Below are 20,528 nucleotides of genomic sequence, written 5' to 3' on the forward strand. Positions count from 1 at the left end.
GTTTCTTTCTAGTATCAGTTTATGTTTAAGAATATTATTGAAGTTTAGCTAATTCTACTGCAAGCTTAGCTGCAACTTCTGCATTATTAAACACAAGCTTAATATTTGAATCTAAAGATGCTCCACCTGTAATCTCTTTAACTTTAGCAAGTAAGAATGGTGTGCTTTCTTTTCCTTTTATTCCTTTTTCCTTTGCTTCTTTTAGTGCATTCTCTATAGCATTATTTATAGTGTCATAATCCATTTGATATTGCTCATGTATAGGGTTAGCTATTACTACTCCGCCATTTAGTCCAAGATCCCATTTAGCCTTTATTGCTTCAGCAAGTTCCTTTTCATCTTCTACTTTGTAATCAACTCCAAAGCCACTTTTTCTTGTATAGAAAGCAGGAAGCTCTTCAGTCTTAAATCCAACTACAGGAACCCCATAAGTTTCTAAATATTCTAATGTTAAACCTATATCAAGTATTGATTTAGCACCTGCACAAACAACAGCTACATTTGTATGAGCAAATTCTTGTAAATCTGCTGATATATCAAAGGTTTCTTGAGCTTCTCTGTGTACTCCTCCGATTCCACCTGTGGCAAATACTTTTATACCAGCTAAAGCTGCTATTATCATAGTGGAAGCAACTGTTGTAGCTCCATCAGCTTTTTTAGCTATTATGAAAGGTATATCTCTTCTTGAAGTCTTTATAACATTTCCTGCTTTACCTAAGTGATCTATTTCAGCTTCTGTTAAACCAACTTTTAATACTCCACCTAATATAGCTATTGTAGCTGGTACAGCTCCATTATCTCTTATAATTTGTTCCACTGCTAATGCAGTTGAAACATTTTGTGGGTATGGCATACCATGTGATATTATAGTAGATTCTAAAGCTACTACTGGTTTACCTTCTTCTAAAGCTTTTTTAACCTCTGGATTAATGTCTAAATATTTTTCTAACATAATTAAAATTCCTCCTCAATTAACTTATATATATTATCCACTGTAATATTAGGGTTTATAGTATCTTCATGACTAAGTGCAAGTATCGCTGCTGCATTACCGAATATAGCCTTTTGTTTTATACTCAAATCATTGAGTTCTCCATATACAAGTCCGGCCATAAATGCATCTCCAGCTCCAGTTGCATTTACTACTTTTATAGCTTTTCCTTCAATGTATCCATCTTGTTTTCCATCAGTATAATAAGTTCCCTTTGAACCAAGACTTATAAATACATTTTTCACTCCTGCATCTATGAAATATCTCCCAACCTTTTTCAAACTACTGTCATCTTCTATTTTTATACCACTTAAGATTTCAGCCTCTAACTTATTAGGTTTTATAGTGTGAAATACCCCTATTATATCTTTAACCTTCATGGATTTTGCAGTAGAAACAGTGTCTAAGAATAATTTACTTTCTTTATAGTTACTTGCTATATATTTGATTACATCTTCATTGAGATTTGTGTCAATTACCGTAACTTCTGAATTCTCCAATACATGCTTTTTACTTATCAAATAATTAATATCAAGTTTTTCAATAACATCCATATGAGATATTGCAACAGCCATATCTCCAGTTTCATCTAGGATTGATAGATAAGAAGAGGTGCTTTGCCCTTGAGCCACCATTATCTCCTTAACATCCATTCCTATGTGTCTTCCTTCATCAATAATCTTTTGACCGTAAACATCCTCACCAACCACTGATAAAAATTTCGTATGGATTCCAAGTCTAACCATGTTTTCAGCAATATTTCTTCCAACTCCACCTAAAGAATGTTTAACCACACCTATATTAGAGTCTTTGTATATCAATTTACTGCTAGGAAAGCCTTGAATATCTATGTTGGCTCCGCCTACAACTGTAGCATATTGATTTTCCTTTACCACATATCCTTTTCCTAATATACTGCCTTTTTTTATTAAATTAGTTATATGCACTGCTGCTGAAGACCTAGTAATACCTAAGATATTAGCTAATTCTTTTTGTGATATCATAGGATTTTTTCTTATTATCTGTAATATTTCTTGTTCTCTGTTCGTCATAGCACCACCCTAACATATGCTTATTTTATTAACTTTTGCTTACTTAAATCTTATCACTTATTTATATGGCTGTAAAGGTTTATATATATTAATTTTTTTAAATTTTCTTATATCCTGGTTTTAAATTTATACATGTTTATAGTATTTCTAACTCAAGTATTAACATCAAGATGAATATTTAATACTATATAAGTATAACCTTTAATGTTACACTTAATAAATGCTTTTTGTTCGTAAATATACGTGTTATTCTACCTAACATAAGTTGTGTTATAAAGGAGATTAATTTTATATGAAACACTATATAGATCAAGCAAAATCTGAAGTGAATCAATGGAAAGTTAAAGTTAATAAAAAACCAACAGTTATAGATAACCTAACTAGAAAAAGTCAACAAAAGATAAACAGTATACTTCCAGAAAAATACCACACTATCATGACAGAAGCTATAAAAAATATATCTAAAGCGGTTATATCCGGCTCAGAGTTTATAACAAAAAAAACATATAGTAACATGAGCTTTTATGATAGAGAAGAATTAGTAAGAAAGAAAATTGAAACATATAAAACCACAGCTATGCTAGAGGGGGCCGGAACAGGTGCCGGTGGCTTTTTGGTAGGTCTAGCTGATTTTCCACTTCTACTAACTATAAAATTCAAGTTTTTATTTGATGTAGCTTCTATATATGGTTTTGATGTAAGGGATTATAAGGAAAGACTATTTATTCTTCATGTATTTCAATTAGCCTTTTCAAGCAAAAATCATTCAAACAAGATATTTTCTGAGATTGAAAATTGGCAAGAATATTCAAGATCATTGCCTTCTGATATAAACGAATTTGACTGGAAGACCTTCCAACAAGAATATAGAGATTATATAGATTTAGCTAAATTACTACAGATGCTTCCTGCTGTGGGTGCTTTTGTAGGAGCTTATGTAAACTCAAAGCTTTTAGATAAACTAGGCGAAACTGCAATGAATTGTTATAGGATGAGAGTAATTTATAAATAAAAGTAATTCCTTAAATTTATTTAGAAATACTTTTCAGGATTTAATAATGAAAGACAGATTATATGCAAAAGGGTTCCTTTGTCTAAACTAATTTATAGTTGTTCGAAGACCTTAACTTCTGAAGATCTTCGAGTTTATATAAATTAACAATTTAGCTAGGAACCCTTAATTAAACATTTGCATATGTTTTAGGAACATATATAGTATTAAAACCTTCTTAAACATATATCCTTCCAAATAGCTTAGGTAACTTTCAGAGGGTTTATTTCTTCTGCATACTCATCAAGCAACTTTTTTCTACTATCTTCATAGCTAAAATCCAACTCAATTCTTCCACAATCATGTATACACCAAATTGACTGCTGCTTTGGAACCACAACCTTATAGCCTTTCCTTTTGAATTCAATACTATGCGATACATCATAAAAGTGCCATCCTTGAAATATATCTTCTCTCCATGGTATATCATACTGTGTTATCATAATTAACCCATCTATAGCTGCTGCTTCTTCATATATATCTTTTACTTCATTAAAATTGATGATCTCCATGCTTCCAATATGACTATCTGCAACTTTACCAAAGCAGTCACTTGCCTCCCACCATACTCCATTAGTTGGAATTGTCTTGCACCCAACCATACCGATCATCCCTATATTCTTATTTAGATTAAATATGTGTAAGATATCCTGTATAAAGTTTTTATTCACTATAAATACATCTTGATGCATAAAAACCTTGTACTTTGCATCTGACCTTCTAATCCCTTCATTATAGGCACTTGTTATTGAGTTGAAGTCCTTAACTTTAACGAATTCTACTTCTATATCTTCTGGGGTTATTAGATGTTCCACATAAAACTTTGATTCTTCATATAATTCTTCATCATTTACAGAGGTTATAAATGCAATTTTTTTATCATTCATCTTTTTTCCTCCAAATATATCTCCTTCATGATACTTCTTAACTTATCTTTTAAAATTATATGTTTCTCAATAGCTCTATCTATATCTTCCATTGATAGTTTTTTAGAAAAAAATAATTGAGCAATTTTTCCTACACTATTCTCACCATCAACATCATATTCTATTCTCCTAAGTATAAAGGCTAACCTCCGTTCCATACCATACTCATTATTGTCTACTAAAAAAATATATCTAGAAGACAAATACTGAATTCTCATATCCTGTTTTGATACAGATAATAATAGCTCTATGAACTCCTCGTCTTCTTTGCTAGTTTCTCCAAGTATCCCCTCTGCCCTGATGTTATAATACCTACAATCAACAAGAAGTTTATATAAGTCATTGAAGGTAAAGAAACTTACGTTTTCACTACCTAAACATCCATCATCATATCTCCAACTGCCATTAATAAGTTGTTTTATCTTCGAAAAGTACATAGCATTTGGAACTATTAATATTAAACATCCCTGGAGCTTAAGATATTTCTTAATAATAGTAAAAAGTCTTTCCGGATTATTAAGATATTGAACAACCTCACTCATTATAATGTAATCAAAAAATCTTTCCTCATAGTCAAATTCAATGTTTTCTACATCTCCTACCTTCATATTCATGAAGGTCCTGGCAATAGAGGCAGCTGAAGGATTTTGTTCTATTCCAAAGAGGCTTGCATTTTTATACTCGTCTCTTATCTTTAGACAGGTTGCTCCACATCCACAGCCAATATCTAATATATTCATTGTGCTATTATCAATATTAATTATTTTACTTAAAATTTCATATCTTATAAGAGTCATACTGCTTGGATCAAATCCCCACTTTTCTACAAACTTTCTGTAGTTTTCATACATGAGGTCATTTGTTTTACCTTGATCTTTTTTAAACGAAGCACTACCATAATGATGAATAAAGGTATCTTTACATAACAAAAGTTTGTAGCCAGCTTTTATTATTCTATATGAATAATCATCATCCTCATAATTTCCGGGTGTAAATCTTTCATCCAGTAATCCTACTTTGTTAATAACCGATTTTTTTATGAACATACAAAAACCAATTAACTTAATCCTCTGCTCCCACCTTTTTTCATCTGAAACATTATACTTACCTGCAAATTCAATGAGCTCATCGTAATTGGTATATGTTGTAGGTATTGTCTGATAATAAGAACAGTTATTAGTTACTGCTCCAACGGCCCCTATACTCTCATCGCTCCACAAAGCTGAAGATAGATTATTGAGCCATCTTGGAGTAACTATAACATCATTATTTAATAACAAAACACTATCTCCTGTTGCAATATTTATTCCTTGATTACACCCTTTAGGAAAACCCATATTGAATTCATTAAATATACATTTAATATCAATACATCTTTTTAACCAATCTTTCGTTTCATCCGAAGAATTATTATCTACAACTATGATTTCATAATCCAAATGCTCTGTATATTTCCTTATACTATCTATGCATTTTTTTGTATATTCTATATTGTTGTAAGTAATTATAATTATACTAGTCTTATGTGCCTCTATATTTCTATTCAAGCCTCATCAATCCCTTATAAAATAATCAATAATATAATATGTTTACTTGACAAAGTTGCTAATAAAAATTCCTCCGAAGTTGTAGATGAACCACTTCGTAAGTTAAACAAAGAAGCTCAGTACTGCAATTAATTATCGCAATACCAAGCTTCTCATTTATTGTATATATAGATATAACATCATTTTAAAAAAGTTTGGGATCGAAGTGTTACATCCTTGGATGTACCACTTCTTAATAAAACTTATATTTTTAAATTCTCTCACCAGAAACCGTGAGAGCTTTAAAAATAAGTTTCTGATCGAAGTGTTACATCCTTAATTAAATTTTGAACTTATCTACATCTTCTTCTAACCCATTAGATAATTCCTTCAAGTTAGCTGCTTTCTCATTAAATGAATCCATACTTGCAGCTACCTGTTGAGTGGCTGCTGAAACCTGCTCTGTACTTGCCGCAGTTTCTTCTGATATAGCCGACATATTCTGCATTTTATCCATTATGGAATCCTTATCTTTATTTATACCATTTATTGATTGCTGAACAGTACCGATCATCATCGCTAACTTGTCTATAGCTCTAGATATCTCATTAAATGTTTCTTTGGTTTCTTTTACTGCATTACCTTGTTCTTCTATTGTAGCCTTAGCTTCAGTAACAGATTTCACCGCAATCATTGACTTTTCATTAACCTGTTCTATAAGAACCTGTATATCTTTCGTTGATTGAGTAGACTGCTCTGCCAGAGTTCTAATTTCGTCAGCTACTATAGAGAATCCTCTTCCTGCTTCTCCAGCTCTTGCTGCTTCAATTGCTGCATTTAATGCTAGAAGATTTGTTTGTTCTGCAATACTGTTTATAGTCTTTGTTATTTCTTGAATATTTAAAGATGAATCTCTCATATCCTTTACTGCTAACTCTATTTTATCTGATGCGTTACTTGTGTCCACAGATTTATCTGAAAGTGCATCCATAACTACTAATCCATTTTTAGTCATCTTATCTGTATCAGTTGATACTCTAGTCATATTGGTTGTTTGTTCATATATGTTTTGAAGTTTCTTAACCAAAGCATCAAGCTCAGATACGCCTGTTTCAACATCTCTTGCTTGTTGCGTACTACCACTAGCAACTTGATCTATAGTTTTAGCTATATCCTCTATGGTATTTGTTGTTTGCTCACTAATAGTTGAAAGATCTATAGAGGTTTTATTTATAGTATCAGTTGAATTTTTCACGTTTGCAATAAGTGCACTTATACCCTTAGTCATTTCATTATAGCTCTCTGCTAAATCTTCAAACTCATCCTTAGAATTAATAGATAACTCATTAGTCAAATCACCCTTTGCAGCTCCGTTTAGCGCAAATCTTAACTTCTTAATATTTTTATTAATTATTTCACTAAATAAAAAGGCTACTATTACATTTACAATTAAGGCACCAGCCAAAAATAAATAAAGTAGATTTGTTAGCACTTTTGTATCAGTATTTATTTCATTCTTTTTCATGGAAGCCATTATCTTCCAACCAGTAGTGTCATTAGTTATGTAACTTGCAAATTTTGTTTCACCAGTTTTTGTATATATGTATTCAGCTAGTCCACTCTTAGAACTTTTAACTTCATTCCAATATGTCTGCTTAGTTGTATCATCTTTTCCTAAAAGAGTCTTATCAGGATGAGCTATCATGATACCATTTTTATCACTTACATATACATAGCCCTCATTACCTAAGGTTATCTTTGACATATTGTCAGCTAGCGTGCTTAAGTTTATATTTATCGTAACTACTCCAACAGTAGTACCGTCTTTAATTACAACTTTAGAAGCAGATACTATATTATTTCCTGTTCCTAAAGACTTATAAGGTTCTGAAAATGCAACCTTTCCCTTGTTATCCATGGCATTTTTATACCACTCTCCTGCAGTAGGATCATAATCAGCTGCAAAGTTCGTTTCGGGATAAGATATTAATTTTTTATCAGTAGTAGAAAAGATTATTTGTTCAATATCTTTATTACTTTCTTTTACTTGTTTTATTACATCTTTTGCATACTCTTCACTTTCTGGATGCGTACTTAAATTTACAAGGTTATAGTCATTTGAAAGCATAGTTGTACTTGAAACAATTCCATTAAAATAGTTGTCTAATGACTGATTTACTAGACCAACTTCTTGATTTGTTGTAACCTTAAATTTGTTCAAAATTATGTCATAGGATTTTTTATATGCTGCCACACCATAAGTAACTAAAGGAATTTGACATATGAAAATCATCATAAGTATGAGCTTTACCCTTATGCTCCTAAACTTAAATCGCTTTTCACCATTTCCATTTTTCTTTTGCTGCTGATCCTTTTTCATTAATTTTCCCCCTTAAAAATATATAACTGTACCAAATTGATAGAAATTCAAGTGTAAACTAGCTCTTAATTTTAAAACTTAAATCAGTTGTATTGCCTAAGTATAATTTCCCCTCTAAAATCATAACCTTACATAACATGACTATACTAATATATCCGCCCCCTTATAAAAACAATAAATTTAGACTTATATCAACATTTACATATATTTATCGACACTATAATAACATTTTTAACTACTGGAAACAAATAATTTAATTAATTATTTAATACAAAAAAAAAATTTATTAAAATCAAAAATACTTAATAATAATTATTATATAAATAAAAAATCGCTAAGTTATTTCTTAGCGATTTTTTACACATCTGCTTTTTGATACAAACAGGAAAACTTGGCAGCCGAATACTTTATTTTTTAAGGATTCTATTTTAATAGAGCTAAAGTTTTGTCTAGAACTACCTTACCATCCATCATACTGTAGTCCTTCATATCAATTACCACAACAGGAACTCTACCTTTTATTATTTTATCAACTTGCCCCTTTAAAAATTTAACTTGAGGACCAAGAAGAACCGCATCTACTGTACTGCTTACATTTGCGCACTTCGAGATGGGTAAAGCAAATATCTCTATATCTATATTTTTATCGTTTGCAGCACTCATCATTTTGTTAACTAATAAACTTGTAGACATCCCCGCTGCACAAACAATCAGTATTCTCTTCATAAAATCCCCCCTAATAGAACGAAACAAAATTGTATAAGTCAATTATATATTCGCAAATTTGCCAATGTAAATGTTTTATAGCTTTATGTAACAAGTATATTGTTTTGTAAAATTATAATTTTAAGAAACATGATGTTACAAAAAAAGTTGATGAAGTGCCTTCCTTCAGTGATTTTTTTACGCATCTATATTACCCGAAAATCTATGTATATTCCTAATTTTATCTTAAATTTAAATTTTATACTATAACATACAGTAAAAAATAAAAGGATGCTATTATACACCCTCTTAAGTTTATTATTTTACATATATTGCGAAATACAATGCCATTCCGAACTTTGACTTATTTTTAAATGTTGTCTTTAAGTATGATTCCAACTTATCTTTTGGAAGACTTGTTTCTACATCCATTGTTGCCTTAATTTTGCTTACATTTTCTTTAATGGTGCATTTTATATTATCATCTTGATAATTATCAAAAAACTCCACCAACTGCTTTAACTGTGCACAATTTAGTTCTGCTACATAAGTATTCATCTACATTCCTCCTAAGATATATTTATAAAATAAACCTAACTAGTCTTGTAAAGATAATATACAGCTTGTACTATATACATTTTTGTATATGTCTTTTGTATAAACCTTATATATACTATTCTTTAATTCTAAGTTTTAGAATTAAAGATACAAATTAGAATATTAAAAATACTCTATATAAATTATTATATAATTTGTGAATATCTATGTAAAGGTTTTAAGAAATATAGTTATATATAACTCAAATTGTAAAATGATACATATAAAAAACATGTTGTTATTTAAAGCAACAATCTATTGACTTCTCTAGCTAGTGCTTCAATTATGTATACAGTAGGTACCTGAGAAGTAACATCTCTATACTCTAAAGCATTATCCAAAAAGTTTTCTGTACTTATGTAATAAGATATATTAACATCAGAAAGTTTTGACAAAGTTGAACTTTTTCTATTTGTTATAGAAATAATCTTGCTTCCTTTAGATTTCAATAAATTAACAAGTCTTAAAGATGAATCAGTTTCCCCAGAAACCGAGAGTGCTATAGTTACACTATTACTCACCATTTCCCCTATAAGTGGAAAATAAGGGTCATCTATATGCATTGCAAACTTTCCTAAACTTGACATATATCGCGCTCCATATCCTGCTATAAAGCCTGAATTGCCAATTCCTATAAAGATTACATTATTATAATCAGCTATAAGCTGAGCAGCTTTCAATATACTTTCATCCAAATCTCCATTTAGAGATCTCTCCATGAACTCTTCTATAGCGTTGATACTATTATCAAGAATTTTACTGTTATTTTCTTTCACATGCATCTTTAACTTAACTTTAAAATCAGAAAACCCCTCACATCCCATATTTCTACAAAACCTAAGTATAGTAGTTGTGGAAACGTGAGTTTCCTGTGCTAATTCCCTTATTCTCATATACATTACTTTATTCATATTTTCAATTACATACTTATATAGATCTAACTCTAGCTCATTTAAATTCGCAATATTTTCAGCACTAAACACATCAACCACTCCTTAATTAAATAGTACCTCTTTACTTATGTAATTTCAAAGGTTAATTTACAGATATAAGCATATAATTTTGTAAAATAAAAATATTACTATTTATACATGTTTATTATATCTTTAAGAACAGCAGCTCCAGCACCAATAGGATCGGATGCCCCTCCTGCACAAAATATTTCACCCATTTCATCTGTCTCATAAATTATACACTTATTTGTACCATTTACTGATGCCATTATCTTTCCATTTAGTACTTTTACTGGCCCAACTTTCATGGATATTTCCTCATCAAAGATACTTGCTTCTGCTATTAGTTTTATCGTTTGTCCATTTTCATATGCAATCCTAATATCATCATTTGTTAATTTATCAATTCCAGATATATGCACATCATTAATATCATACGTCTTGTTCAATACTTTATTCACTATTAATACAAGTTTACAAGCGCTATCAAATCCACTTATATCTAGTGTAGGATCTTTCTCTGCTATGCCCCTCCTTTGAGCCTTTTCTAAAGCCTCTTCAAAGGATATTTTATTTAATGTCATTTCAGATAGTATATAGTTGGTAGTTCCATTTAATATTCCCTTAATTGACTTTAAATTTGATCCACTCAAGCAATTTTCTCCTACATCTAAAGTTGGAAGAGCTGCCGCTGTAGCGCCGCTATAATTTAACTTAACACCTTTTTCTTTAACCTTATCTAAAATACGCTTGTAATTAGTTACTAATGCACCTTTAGATGCAAAAACTAAATCCATCCCCTGATTCAGAGCCTCTAAAGAATAGCTTAATCCAGGTTCACCGCTATTTAAGTCTGTTGGAGTTGCTTCAACAAGTATATCTCCTTTAGGAATAACTTTACCATGTAAATTCAAGCCTTTAACTTTAGCATATTCTTTGAGAGCAGAAGATCCTTTGCCACACTTCACCAAGAGCTCTAAATCTATACCTTGTTCTTCAAATATCTGACCTTGTGCTCCAATTACTGATATAACTTGTAGTTCTAAATCATATTGATTCAATATAAAGTTTTTATTCTTTGATATAATTTTGCAAAGTTCTACTGCCACATTGCCATATCCACATATTACTATAGATCTTTTCAAAAAAATCCCCCCAAAATTCAAATAAATCTTATTCTATCTTCCCATCTAAAATGTTTTTTAATTTAGATAGAAAATACCCTGATATCAATGGTGTAGTACCTATTATAATTAAATATATATTTAAAATATTATAATGCTTAAACATAGACAGTAAAACTACAAGAACAATAGTACTAATTATTCTTCCCAAATTAAGCACTATATCTTTATTTATCATATACTCTACTCTTAAATCTCCCTCATGGGATTTATCTATTACATTAAAGGTAGTAGATGATAATTGAATCATAAAAAATGGTATAAAGAACGAATCTATCACTGTATAAATGAGCAATATCATATAATTTATTCTATAGGAAAGCAGCAACGCACCTATTAATGCTGACATACCTCCAATGAATATGGCCATTCTTCTCCTTTTAGGCTTTATTATTCTCTGCACCAACATATAAGATAAGGATGAAATAAATGCACCTATAAGAGATAACTTACCAAGAGATAATTCACTACCTGTATTTTGAAAGATTAACAAGTTCACTATAAATACTATAATAACATCTCTAAAGCCCCAACACATAGTAGCTTTTCGGATCATGCCCCAATCGTTATTGTTTTTTAAAAAAGCAACCCTTAAGTTTAGTTTACTGCCACAGTTCTTACACTTTAAGGTAAGGCTTATAAGCATTAATATTATAAACAAAACTAAAGTTATAGCAAAGACTATAGTGTATCCTTTTATTCCCTGAAATCTACTTATTATATACGCTGAAGTTATAGGCGCAACTATACTGGCAAATCCGCAACAACTACCATTATAACCATTAAAGGTATCTCTATTAGTAGGGCATGTAAAATCAAAACTCAACGTATTAAAAGCTAGCCAATAGAAGCCACACGCAAACCCATATATAACTCCTAAAGAGTATATAGCTCCAACTCCATTCTTCCCTATTAATAATATCAATACATAAAACACAGCATATAATAATAATCCTATTCTTAAAGCCCATATGCCATTCTTCTTTTTAGCTATATATCCCGCAATTATAAAAGAGACAGGTGTAAATATATAATGCATTAAATTATATATTGCTATTACAATAAAATCTCCAGTTTCTCTCCAAAAAAATATATTAGCAAATATTCCAGACAACCCCATACCTAATGTAAAAATCGTACTTACTACTAATAACAATTTTGCCTCTTTACACATTTTGCCCTCCTCTGTAATCATAAAACTGTATATGTTGCAATAATATTTAGATAATATAGCTTACAACTCATCTTTATTATCTACATTCTTTTTTATCACATTCATAAGATCTCTTTGAAAAACTTGACAAATACTTATATTATTACTAATATTTTATGTAAATTAAATTTTTTTTAACGTTAAGTACTTACTTATTGTAATTAAGAAAGGGTGATTTACAATTGTCTGAAAAAACTCCAACTAGAGAAGAAGCTTTAATTCTTCTAAAAGAATTTAATAAAACTGAAAGTCTATTAACACACGCTTTAGCAGTAGAAGCTGTAATGAGACATTTTTCTGAACTTTATAATGAAGATTCTGAGAAGTGGGGTATTATTGGATTACTTCATGATTTGGATTACGAGATGTATCCAGAAGAACACTGCTTTAAAGCAAGGGAAATACTTGAAGAAAGAAAATGGCCTGAAGCTTATATCAGAGCTATCCAAAGTCATGGTTATGGTCTAGTGAATGATATAGAGCCTATAGAAACCATGGAAAAAGTTCTTTATACTACTGATGAACTTACAGGACTTATAACAGCAACCTGTTTACTTAGACCAAGTAAGAGCGTTTTAGATCTAGAAGTTAAGTCTGTAAAAAAGAAATGGAAGCAAAAAGGTTTTGCAGCCGGAGTTAATAGAGAGGTTATAACAAAAGGTGCAGAAAAACTAGGAGTAGAAATAGATAAGATTATAGAAGAAACAATTAAAGGTATGCAAAAAGCAGCAGATGAGATAGGCTTAAGAGGTGCAGTTTAAATATAATTACTATAAACCGTAGCTAATAAATCTATCAAAATATTAAATATATTATCTTAATATTTTTTAGTTTTTCTAAAGGTCAAAAGGGAAATATATTGTACAGACACAGCACAAATGTCTATATAATATATTTCCCTTTCAGTTATCTTATTTAAAAAACAATCTTTTTCCTTCTCATTCCTATATTTAAAACTAAAGCAATTGATACAACTGTAGTAAGAAGTGAACTCCCTCCATAACTAGTTAGTGGCAGCGTTATTCCAGTTATAGGCATAATACCTATAGACATGCCTGCATTCTGCAAAATGGCGAAGGTAAAATAAGTAGCCATACCTACTGAAAATATCATACCAAACCCATCCTTCGCTTTTTTAGCTATTGCTATAATTCTATATATTAAGAATCCATAAAGGCTTAACAGTACAATTGCTCCCAAAGTACCAAAGTTTTCTGTAGTAACTGCAAATATGAAATCTGTTTGAGGTTCTGGCACATTATTTGCCACATAATTAGCATTTGCTTGGTTTTCAACAGTGAACTTCTTTCCAAAGAATCCACCTGAACCAACTCCAGTCATTGCTTGGAGTAATTGATATCCATCCCCCAATGCATAAGACTCTGGATCTAAAAAAGCAATTATCCTGCCTTTTTGGTAGTCCTTAATAAAATGTCCTGAATTCCATATACCAACTACAGATATAATGACGATTAAAATTCCTGCTCCTAAAATTTTAAGATTAAGATTTGCAGCAAAGGCTATTCCGAGTACTATAAAAAAAAGTACCATAGTCATCCCCATATCTGGTTGCTTAATTATAAGCACCATAGGTATGGCACAGTATATACCTAGTATTATGAGATTTTTTATATTATTGACCTTAAACTCCATATCTTCGAGCTTTACACCAAGCATCATAATTAATGCAATTTTAGCTATCTCAGCTGGCTGTATATAAAAACCAACATGAATCCACCCTGTGGCCCCATTTATTGTTTTCCCAAAATAAAGTGTATATAAAAGTAGTATCATACACAACCAATAAAATATCTTCACATATATCTTTAAATCTACATAATCAATTAACAATACTATGTAGGATATGGCCAAAGATAATATAAGCCACTTTACCTGTTGACTTCCTTTACCACTACAAGTCGCAATATTATATGCTCCAAATAAAACAATTAATATGACAGTAATTATAATGCCAAAATCCAGTTCCTTTAGTGTTTTTCTATCTAAAAATAAGCTCTTTATCAACTTTGTATCACCTCTCACAAAACACCTTAATATATATTATATACCTTTTTAGGTAATAATAGTATAATGCATATTATTTCCACATTTAATCTTAGTATTGAAATTAAGGTGTCGGATGTAGCGGCGCCTTAATTTCAACATAGTTAAAGATAAAAGTGCTCAAGCAAATAGCTGGAGCACTTTTATCTTTAACTATCTTATTTTATTTATTCTCTAATTTATCTATAACTTGTTTAAATTGAGGTAAATGATTTTTATGAGCAACTAACATCTCATCTAATAATTCTTTACCTTTTAAATCATCGCTAACTAGAGGATTTGTAACCATCGCCAATAAAGCAGTGTCATAATTTCCAGTGTACGCAGCCTCTGCTGCTAATCTTTCAAAGGATTTAATTTGTGCAGTAAGCCCTTGTACAACAATTGGAAGATCTGTTACCGTTTCAACAGGTTTTGGCCCCTCTTTTCCAACATAACAACTTACTTCAACTGCAGAATCCACATCAAAATGACTCAAAGTATTACCATTTCTTGTGTTCACAGCTATTACTGTATTCTTATCATTATATATTGCGTTTATTACATTACATGCAACATCTGAGTAATGAGCGCCTCCTCGTTTTGATAATTGCTCCGGCTTTACAGCTAAATTAACATCCTTATATAGTTCAAACAGTTCCTTCTCCACTTGCATTACAACTTCAGCACGAGTTTGCCCTTTAGAATAGCTTTCTAATTCTTCCTTAAGCATATCTCCTCTCTTATAGTAATATCTGTGATATGGGCAAGGTATAAGTTTCAAAGCTCTAATAAACTCAGGTTCCCACTGCATAGCCTTTATATTTGCCATAGTCGGACTCTCATTGTTTGGATCAAGTAGCTTTTCCATAACTTCATCAGTTATGTCCTTACCATCTAAGTAAACTCTTTCACCATATACCATATGATTAAGTCCAGCAAAATCTATCTTTATTCTTGAGTGTTCTACTCCAAGTAATGCTGCTATTGAGAACTCAAGCCCTATTGGTACATTGCATACGCCTATAACTTTTTTATGTTCTCCATACCTTAATAATGCTTCCGTAACTATTCCAGCAGGATTTGTAAAGTTTATAAGCCACGCATTTGGGCAGAGCTCTTTCATTTCCTTGGCAATATCAAGTATAACCGGAACTGTTCTCAAAGCTTTGAGCAATCCACCTGCTCCATTAGTTTCTTGTCCCAAAAATCCATGACTTAAAGGAATTCTTTCATCCTTAGCACGAGCTGGGAGTAAGCCTACACGAAGTTGAGTTGTAACAAAATCAGCTCCTTTTAATGCTTCTCTTCTATCTAACGTCATATGGATTTCCATTGGAACTCCAGCTTTTTCTACCATTCTTTTAGCTAAGTTACCTACTATCTCTAATTTTTCTTTTCCTTCTTCGATGTCCACCAACCAGTATTCTGTAACAGGAAGTTCCTTATATCTCTTAATCAAACCTTCAACCAATTCTGGCGTATAGCTTGACCCTCCCCCTATAGTAACTATCTTCAAACCTCTCTTATCCATTTTACACCCTCCTAAAACATAAGTAATCGTATTCATTTTTGTAATGTTTAATCTTTATTTATATATTAATACGACATACATTGATTTTATTCCTTAATAATATTATAAATCACCTTATTTATTTTGTGGTTTCTATTTATGAAAATTTTTAATATTTAAAATCCAAAATTCCAAATCGAAGCCACATTCCCACTTAAATATAAGAAAGCTATAAAACAAAATTGTTTTACAGCTTTTTATTATTATGGTTTAGATACTATTTATAGTTTAATGACTTTCTAACAAAATAAACTACTGTTCCAAATATAGTTAATATAAACAATGGCAAAATGACTATTCCTAGGTTGTTTGTATTACCCAATGCTACTGCTAAGGAATTATACTGCATTATTGATAGGTAGGCCAATAGCTCAGTTTTTATAAAAATCATAAGTTTTCTCGCATTACTATATTGATCTCTTGCGTTTATCTCATTTATATCAACTACATAGTTGAAAACATGAGGAAACTTACTCAATGTAGTCAATAAAACATAAAAGAATATTGATATTATGGGCATTATAAGTAAAGTATTCTTACTACCCCAGCCATCAGGTTCTCCTGTTATTCCAAAATGAGTAGCTATATGCTGTGGTATTCTATCCCAACAGGCTGTAAGCATTCCTATTACTACAATTATAGATGCAATTGATATTATCTCTAATATTCTTTCTAAATTTGAATAAGGTATCTTTAATATAGGCCTTTTATTACTTCCATTCCCAAAAGATTCAGTCATGAAGCTCATCTCCTAAATATATCTTTAATAGCTTTTATATTTAAAATATATTGCTTAACTTTACTTTAGAAACCTGTTAGACTGCTTATATTAGAAGTTACATATAAAGTTAAGTTATACTATAAATTAATAATAATTGCTATATGATATAATTTCAAAATCTATATCCTTAAAAATATATTGATATTAAGCAGTATTTTTTCATTTTGTTCATTGAAGTACTAAACTTAAACATTAGCTTCAAGTATATACTATTCTTCCTTGCCAAACATTGACATAAGATCAGCAAAAGCATTGTTTATTGGAGCATCGCTTTCTTTTTTCATCTTCTTCATTATGTTTGAAACTTCTTTTTTATTTACTTTATCTGATTTCTTATCAAATCTCTTATTAAAGGAAGTTGCTTTTTCTCTGAAGCTGCAATTAGTATTTGCACATACATATATTTGACCTTCACCTTGGCCCCTAAGTTCAAGCTTTTTGTGACACTCTGGACATCTAGCATTTGTGAACCTACTTAAGTTCTCTCTGTGACCACATTCTCTATCCTGGCAAACTAGCATCTTTCCGTTCTTTCCGCTTACTTCTAGCATATACTTGCCACAATCAGGACATTTCTTACCAGTAACATTATCATGCCTAAACTTATCACTACTTCCTTTAACATCTTGAACTAGCTCTTTTGCATAGTTTCTCATTTCTTCTGTGAAAACCTTAGGATTTTTCTTGCCCTTACTTATAAGATCAAGCTCAAGCTCCCACTTAGCAGTCATTAAAGGTGACTTAAGTTCTTCTGGCACTAATTCTATAAGCTGCTTTCCCTTTGAAGTTGGAATTATATCTTTTCCACTCTTCTCAATATAAAACATGTTATATAGTTTCTCTATTATATCTGCTCTAGTAGCAACTGTTCCTATTCCACCAGTTTCCCCTAGAGTTTTAGCAGAAACCTTATCTACAGCCACATACTTATGAGGCTTCTCCATAGCTGAAAGTAAAGTACCTTCATTAAATCTTGCTGGTGGTTTAGTTTGTTGTTTCTTGCTATCAACTGACAATATAGGAAGTTTATCGCCCTTCTTTACAACAGGTAGCTCTTGGCTATCTTTTTCATCTTCATCATCTGCAAGATCGTCAACTCTATCATAAACCTTTTTCCAGCCCTTTGATTTTATTACATTACCTTTAGCAACAAAGGTTTCTCCACTTATATCTGTAACTATTGTTGTCTGTACATACTCATATGGAGGCAGCATAACAGCTAAAAACCTCTTAACAACTAAGTCATAGATATGTCTTTCTTCATTACTTAATACAGCTAGATTAACTTTTTCTTCTGTAGGAATAATGGCATGGTGGTCACTAACCTTGCTATTATCTACAAAACCTTTATGAGCATTTATCTTACCGTTTAAAATCTCAGTGGCAGCAGCTCTATAATTACTTATAGAAATAGCTTTAAGTCTTTCTGGCAAAGTAGCCACTATATCATTAGAAATATACCTTGAATCTGTTCTAGGATAAGTAAGTATCTTGTAGTTTTCATATAATCTCTGCATGATTGATAAAGTTTGCTTTGCTGAATATCCAAATATTCTATTTGCATCTCTTTGAAGCTCTGTTAGATCATAAAGAGCAGGAGAAAACTGCTTTTTATTACTCTCCATTACATCAACTACATTTGCTTCTTTTCCCTTTATAGCTGAAATTATTTTGTTTACCTTATCTTCTTCGAAAATACTTCCATTGTTGTTTTTATCTCTCCAGCTAAGAGTGAAACCTTTTGTCTTTGCACTTATATTAAAATAATCTTTTGGCTTAAAATTCTTTATTTCTTCTTCACGATTTACTATCATAGCTAAAGTAGCTGATTGGACACGTCCTGCAGTGAGCTGTGCATTATGCTTACATGTAAGCGCTCTAGTTATATTAAGACCTACAACCCAGTCCGCCTCTGCTCTACAGGCAGCTGCTTTATAAAGGTTGTCATATTGAGATCCTGGTTTTAGATTCTTAAAGCCTTCTAATATAGCTTTATCTGTTTGAGATGATATCCATAATCTTTTTATAGGCTTGTTTACTCTAGCTTTTTCTATAATCCATCTTGCAACCAACTCACCTTCACGTCCAGCATCGGTTGCTATTACAATTTCAGTTACATCTTTTCTATTTAACTGCTCTTTAACGGCATTAAACTGCTTACCACTTTGCTTTATGATCACAAGTTTTAAATGTTCTGGAAGCATAGGAAGATCTTCTAATTTCCAACTTTTATATTTATCATCATAAGCTTCTGGATCTGCAAGGGTAACTAAATGTCCCAATGCCCAAGTAATTATATATTTTTCTCCTTCTAAATATCCGTTACCTTTCTTGCTACACTTTAGAACTCTTGCAATTTCCCTAGCTACTGATGGTTTTTCTGCTAGTACTACTATCTTACTCATATCAACAACCCTTTCAGTTTTTCTATGCTTATATTACCACAAAGAACTCTTTTTAACTACTAATTATCAAGTCTAACTCTTTATAACGTAAAAATAATAGAAAGGCAGCCTAAACTGCCTTTCTATTATATATTAAGCAAAACTTTTTATTAAACTCTTAGACGTATTTTTTATATTAAACCTTCTTCTTTAAGAACTTCTTCTAACTTAGATATAATCAACTCATCGTAGTGTTTCCCAGCCAAGGCTTTAAGCTCCTTTAAAGCATCGCCAGGCTCCATCCCTTTTCTATAAGGACGATCAGAGGTCATAGCGTCATAAGAATCTGCTACACCAATTATTTTAGCTTCCATGCAGATCTCATCACCCTTTAGTCCTAAAGGATAACCGCTTCCATCTAATCTTTCATGATGCTGTCCTATTCCAAGAGCTGATTCTTTTATAAAGGTATCCTTTACTATATCTTCGCCATCCTTAGGATGTTTTTTGATGTACTCAAATTCCTCTTCAGTGAGTCTCCCTGGTTTTTTAAGAACTTCATCTGGAACATTTATCTTTCCCAAGTCATGAAATGCTGCAGCATAATTCAAACAAGTTATCTTTGCATTTGATAATAATAACTTCTCACCAATTTTCACAGAATATTCTTTTACTCTTTCCCCATGAGCGTGAGTATACATATCTTTCTCTTCAACCGCATTTCTCATATATTCCAAGTCCTTCATCTTATTACTTATTAAGTGAAAAACTGGCTTATCACTCACATAAAATATCTGAACATCGGTTATCGTCTTGAAAAAAGCCTTATTTTCTAAATCCTTTGAAAAATAATAATCACCACTTTTTAGTTTTACCATTTCTCCATCGAGCTCTAATACCAACTCACCTTCTAATATATAAAAAAACTCCATTAGTTCAGAATTATCTGCTGGATATACAAAAAAGATTGTATTTTTATCAATCTTTTGAAGCATAATTTCTGTTTGTCCACTATTTGCTAATAATGAAAGCTGCGTTTTATTACTTAAAACTTTTTCTATATAACTACCTTTACGATTTAAAAATATTCCAGACATAATTCCTCCTAAACCAGGTATACGATTATCAAAATTAGAAGATTTATATATTTAAATTACTGTCTAATATTG

The 20,528-nt window shown here is 31.1% G+C and carries 17 protein-coding genes; 2 read left to right on the forward strand and 15 right to left on the reverse strand.

Annotated features, from left to right (window positions below):
- Nucleotides 1-34 precede the first annotated feature (34 nt).
- On the reverse strand, nucleotides 35-952 hold the full coding sequence (locus tag bsdtw1_RS20885; RefSeq protein ID WP_183279419.1) for a pseudouridine-5'-phosphate glycosidase: 918 nt from the start codon (nucleotides 950-952) through the stop codon (nucleotides 35-37).
- A 2-nt stretch (nucleotides 953-954) separates the two neighbouring features.
- Nucleotides 955-2,043: a PfkB family carbohydrate kinase gene (locus bsdtw1_RS20890; protein ID WP_183279420.1), complete on the reverse strand. Its 1,089-nt coding sequence runs from the start codon at nucleotides 2,041-2,043 to the stop codon at nucleotides 955-957.
- Nucleotides 2,044-2,335: 292 nt separating this feature from the next.
- On the opposite strand from bsdtw1_RS20890, the gene bsdtw1_RS20895 reads away from it, so the two are divergent.
- A complete protein-coding gene (locus tag bsdtw1_RS20895) occupies nucleotides 2,336-3,055 on the forward strand; it encodes an EcsC family protein (RefSeq protein ID WP_183279421.1) in 720 nt (239 codons plus the stop codon).
- Between the two features lie 242 nt (nucleotides 3,056-3,297).
- Here the strand turns inward: bsdtw1_RS20895 and bsdtw1_RS20900 are convergent, their stop codons facing one another.
- The 8 genes from bsdtw1_RS20900 to bsdtw1_RS20935 form a co-directional block, all read right to left on the reverse strand.
- Nucleotides 3,298-3,981: a glycosyltransferase family protein gene (locus tag bsdtw1_RS20900; protein ID WP_183279422.1), complete on the reverse strand. Its 684-nt coding sequence runs from the start codon at nucleotides 3,979-3,981 to the stop codon at nucleotides 3,298-3,300.
- Nucleotides 3,978-5,567: a bifunctional glycosyltransferase family 2 protein/class I SAM-dependent methyltransferase gene (locus bsdtw1_RS20905; RefSeq protein WP_183279423.1), complete on the reverse strand. Its 1,590-nt coding sequence runs from the start codon at nucleotides 5,565-5,567 to the stop codon at nucleotides 3,978-3,980. The genes bsdtw1_RS20900 and bsdtw1_RS20905 overlap by 4 nt, the downstream gene beginning before the upstream one ends.
- 319 nt (nucleotides 5,568-5,886) lie before the next feature.
- A complete protein-coding gene (locus tag bsdtw1_RS20910; RefSeq protein ID WP_183279424.1) occupies nucleotides 5,887-7,926 on the reverse strand; it encodes a methyl-accepting chemotaxis protein in 2,040 nt (679 codons plus the stop codon).
- Between the two features lie 423 nt (nucleotides 7,927-8,349).
- Nucleotides 8,350-8,652, reverse strand: a complete 303-nt coding sequence (locus bsdtw1_RS20915; RefSeq protein ID WP_183279425.1) for a PTS sugar transporter subunit IIB — start codon at nucleotides 8,650-8,652, stop codon at nucleotides 8,350-8,352.
- A gap of 297 nt (nucleotides 8,653-8,949) precedes the next feature.
- The gene (locus bsdtw1_RS20920; RefSeq protein ID WP_183279426.1) at nucleotides 8,950-9,189 is read right to left on the reverse strand and encodes a hypothetical protein; all 240 of its coding nucleotides are present in this window, start codon (nucleotides 9,187-9,189) and stop codon (nucleotides 8,950-8,952) included.
- A 281-nt stretch (nucleotides 9,190-9,470) separates the two neighbouring features.
- Complete coding sequence (locus bsdtw1_RS20925) at nucleotides 9,471-10,211, reverse strand: MurR/RpiR family transcriptional regulator (RefSeq protein WP_183279427.1); 741 nt, start codon at nucleotides 10,209-10,211, stop codon at nucleotides 9,471-9,473.
- A 98-nt stretch (nucleotides 10,212-10,309) separates the two neighbouring features.
- Nucleotides 10,310-11,326 carry a homoserine dehydrogenase gene (locus bsdtw1_RS20930; RefSeq protein ID WP_183279428.1) on the reverse strand — a complete coding sequence of 339 codons (1,017 nt, stop codon included), beginning with the start codon at nucleotides 11,324-11,326 and terminating at the stop codon, nucleotides 10,310-10,312.
- A 28-nt stretch (nucleotides 11,327-11,354) separates the two neighbouring features.
- Entirely contained in the window at nucleotides 11,355-12,539 is a 1,185-nt protein-coding gene (locus tag bsdtw1_RS20935; protein ID WP_183279429.1) for an MFS transporter, read from the reverse strand.
- A gap of 221 nt (nucleotides 12,540-12,760) precedes the next feature.
- Between bsdtw1_RS20935 and bsdtw1_RS20940 the strand changes: the two genes are divergently transcribed.
- Nucleotides 12,761-13,339: an HDIG domain-containing metalloprotein gene (locus bsdtw1_RS20940; RefSeq protein ID WP_183279430.1), complete on the forward strand. Its 579-nt coding sequence runs from the start codon at nucleotides 12,761-12,763 to the stop codon at nucleotides 13,337-13,339.
- 154 nt (nucleotides 13,340-13,493) lie between these two features.
- Here the strand turns inward: bsdtw1_RS20940 and bsdtw1_RS20945 are convergent, their stop codons facing one another.
- The 5 genes from bsdtw1_RS20945 to bsdtw1_RS20965 all read right to left on the reverse strand — a co-directional run bounded on the left by bsdtw1_RS20945 (nucleotide 13,494) and on the right by bsdtw1_RS20965 (nucleotide 20,456).
- Nucleotides 13,494-14,603, reverse strand: a complete 1,110-nt coding sequence (locus bsdtw1_RS20945; RefSeq protein ID WP_183279431.1) for an FtsW/RodA/SpoVE family cell cycle protein — start codon at nucleotides 14,601-14,603, stop codon at nucleotides 13,494-13,496.
- Between the two features lie 202 nt (nucleotides 14,604-14,805).
- On the reverse strand, nucleotides 14,806-16,155 hold the full coding sequence (locus bsdtw1_RS20950; RefSeq protein WP_183279432.1) for a 6-phospho-beta-glucosidase: 1,350 nt from the start codon (nucleotides 16,153-16,155) through the stop codon (nucleotides 14,806-14,808).
- A 256-nt stretch (nucleotides 16,156-16,411) separates the two neighbouring features.
- On the reverse strand, nucleotides 16,412-16,933 hold the full coding sequence (locus bsdtw1_RS20955; protein WP_183279433.1) for a DUF1648 domain-containing protein: 522 nt from the start codon (nucleotides 16,931-16,933) through the stop codon (nucleotides 16,412-16,414).
- Between the two features lie 251 nt (nucleotides 16,934-17,184).
- On the reverse strand, nucleotides 17,185-19,380 hold the full coding sequence (locus bsdtw1_RS20960; protein ID WP_183279434.1) for a DNA topoisomerase III: 2,196 nt from the start codon (nucleotides 19,378-19,380) through the stop codon (nucleotides 17,185-17,187).
- A gap of 170 nt (nucleotides 19,381-19,550) precedes the next feature.
- A complete protein-coding gene (locus tag bsdtw1_RS20965; RefSeq protein ID WP_183279435.1) occupies nucleotides 19,551-20,456 on the reverse strand; it encodes an HD domain-containing phosphohydrolase in 906 nt (301 codons plus the stop codon).
- Nucleotides 20,457-20,528 lie beyond the last annotated feature (72 nt).

Source organism: Clostridium fungisolvens, assembly GCF_014193895.1.
GTDB lineage: Bacteria > Bacillota > Clostridia > Clostridiales > Clostridiaceae > Clostridium_AR > Clostridium_AR fungisolvens.

Coding starts and splice junctions, on each gene's coding strand:
- bsdtw1_RS20885 (WP_183279419.1), bottom strand. CDS start 952: ATGTTAGAAAAATATTTAGACATTAATCCAGAGGTTAAAAAAGCTTTA.
- bsdtw1_RS20890 (WP_183279420.1), bottom strand. CDS start 2,043: ATGACGAACAGAGAACAAGAAATATTACAGATAATAAGAAAAAATCCT.
- bsdtw1_RS20895 (WP_183279421.1), top strand. CDS start 2,336: ATGAAACACTATATAGATCAAGCAAAATCTGAAGTGAATCAATGGAAA.
- bsdtw1_RS20900 (WP_183279422.1), bottom strand. CDS start 3,981: ATGAATGATAAAAAAATTGCATTTATAACCTCTGTAAATGATGAAGAA.
- bsdtw1_RS20910 (WP_183279424.1), bottom strand. CDS start 7,926: ATGAAAAAGGATCAGCAGCAAAAGAAAAATGGAAATGGTGAAAAGCGA.
- bsdtw1_RS20915 (WP_183279425.1), bottom strand. CDS start 8,652: ATGAAGAGAATACTGATTGTTTGTGCAGCGGGGATGTCTACAAGTTTA.
- bsdtw1_RS20920 (WP_183279426.1), bottom strand. CDS start 9,189: ATGAATACTTATGTAGCAGAACTAAATTGTGCACAGTTAAAGCAGTTG.
- bsdtw1_RS20935 (WP_183279429.1), bottom strand. CDS start 12,539: ATGTGTAAAGAGGCAAAATTGTTATTAGTAGTAAGTACGATTTTTACA.
- bsdtw1_RS20950 (WP_183279432.1), bottom strand. CDS start 16,155: ATGGATAAGAGAGGTTTGAAGATAGTTACTATAGGGGGAGGGTCAAGC.
- bsdtw1_RS20955 (WP_183279433.1), bottom strand. CDS start 16,933: ATGACTGAATCTTTTGGGAATGGAAGTAATAAAAGGCCTATATTAAAG.
- bsdtw1_RS20960 (WP_183279434.1), bottom strand. CDS start 19,380: ATGAGTAAGATAGTAGTACTAGCAGAAAAACCATCAGTAGCTAGGGAA.
- bsdtw1_RS20965 (WP_183279435.1), bottom strand. CDS start 20,456: ATGTCTGGAATATTTTTAAATCGTAAAGGTAGTTATATAGAAAAAGTT.